The 1339-nt window shown below is 33.3% G+C and carries 2 protein-coding genes and 1 pseudogene; 1 reads left to right on the top strand and 2 read right to left on the bottom strand.

Annotation, left to right across the window (positions count from 1 at the left end; genetic code table 11):
* Positions 1-130: pseudogene (locus NI461_RS13980) on the bottom strand (IS5/IS1182 family transposase); the annotation flags it as partial.
* Between the two features lie 61 nt (positions 131-191).
* Between NI461_RS13980 and NI461_RS13975 the strand changes: the two are divergent.
* Positions 192-611: a hypothetical protein gene (locus tag NI461_RS13975; RefSeq protein WP_227548041.1), complete on the top strand. Its 420-nt coding sequence runs from the start codon at positions 192-194 to the stop codon at positions 609-611.
* A gap of 477 nt (positions 612-1088) precedes the next feature.
* Here the strand turns inward: NI461_RS13975 and NI461_RS13970 are convergent.
* On the bottom strand, positions 1089-1339 hold a 251-nt coding region (locus NI461_RS13970), incomplete at its 5' end, for a 4Fe-4S dicluster domain-containing protein (protein WP_253157840.1).

Here is a 1339-nt window from a genome sequence, read left to right as displayed (position 1 = left end):
GACCTGATTTCTTTTTGAGTGATTCAGCTTTTTCTAAGACCTCAACCATTTCAGTAAAAACTTGTCGAGGTACGCCAACCAAGCGTTTGAAGTCAGAATCTGAAAAACGATTTAATTTTTGATATCTCATGAAATTTATATTGAGGCGGTTTTTACTTTCGCAAGAGATCTAATCTATTAAAACAAATAATATGAGACGCTTAATCAATCATTCAGCTTTGGCTAGAGGAAATACTTATAAAGGTGGAATGAAAGATTATGTTAAAAACATGAGTGAGTTAGGGAAAGTAAGCAAAACTATAAAAGGGGGAGGATACTTATTTTTAGCATTAGATGTTTATAATGCTATAGAAGCTGTAAATGAAGCGAAATCTGAAGAAAAAGTCAAAAAATCTGTCATTGAAACCTCTAAAATTGCTGGCAGTTTAGGAGGGGCAGCTATCGGAGGATTTATTGTATTAACTATCGCTTCAGGGGGGAGTTCCTTAATTGTATTAGGTGTTGTCGCCGGAGTATCAGCAATAGGTGGAATGTTAGCAAGTGAGGGTGCCGGATGGATATCTGAAGAAATATATGATGCAGTTGAGTCTAGAGGGGAGAATATTAAATAATGGACACTATTTTATATTTAATAAAAACCATACCATTAATATTTACAAGTGTTGTTTTTTTTGTTTTATTTTTACTCTTCTTTATTCTCCAATATATTTACATAAATATGAATTTAAAAGGAATTTGTAAAACTATATTTGATGATGAAAATACATATAAAAAACCTTTGGAAATTTTTAATTTTTACTTTTTAAGTGTTTTGCCATTAGTTTTTTGGAGGGAGACTCTAAATATAAAAATGGAAATTAAATTTAAGAAACTTTATAGAAAGGGGTTTTATTTTAAAATTGAAAAACGGCAGTTAGTCCAGTTAATGGATAAATATCCGTATCTTTTTTATATACAATATTTAATATTTATTTTCGGATTTTTATGGATTGTTACACAAAGTCTAGCTTATTTATTAAACAATTTTTAAATAAAAGATAAAAAAATAAACCCGCTTTGAAGCGGGTTTATTTTGATCTCAGCAGAGATTACATATTCGGATAATTCGGACCACCGCCACCTTCCGGTGTTACCCAGGTGATATTCTGGGATGGATCTTTGATGTCACAGGTCTTGCAGTGCACACAGTTGGATGCATTAATCTGGAAGCGTTTTGAACCATCCTCATTTTCCATGATTTCATACACGCCCGCCGGGCAGTAGCGTTGAGCTGGCTCATCCCATTTCGGCAGGTTCACTTCTACCGGAATTGAAGCATCGGTCAGCTTTAAATGCGCAG

The organism is Acinetobacter sp. S4400-12, from assembly GCF_024129495.1.
Taxonomy (GTDB): Bacteria; Pseudomonadota; Gammaproteobacteria; order Pseudomonadales; family Moraxellaceae; genus Acinetobacter; species Acinetobacter lwoffii_C.
Note: the sequence above shows the minus strand (reverse complement) of the source record. Positions and strands in the feature narration are given on the sequence as shown.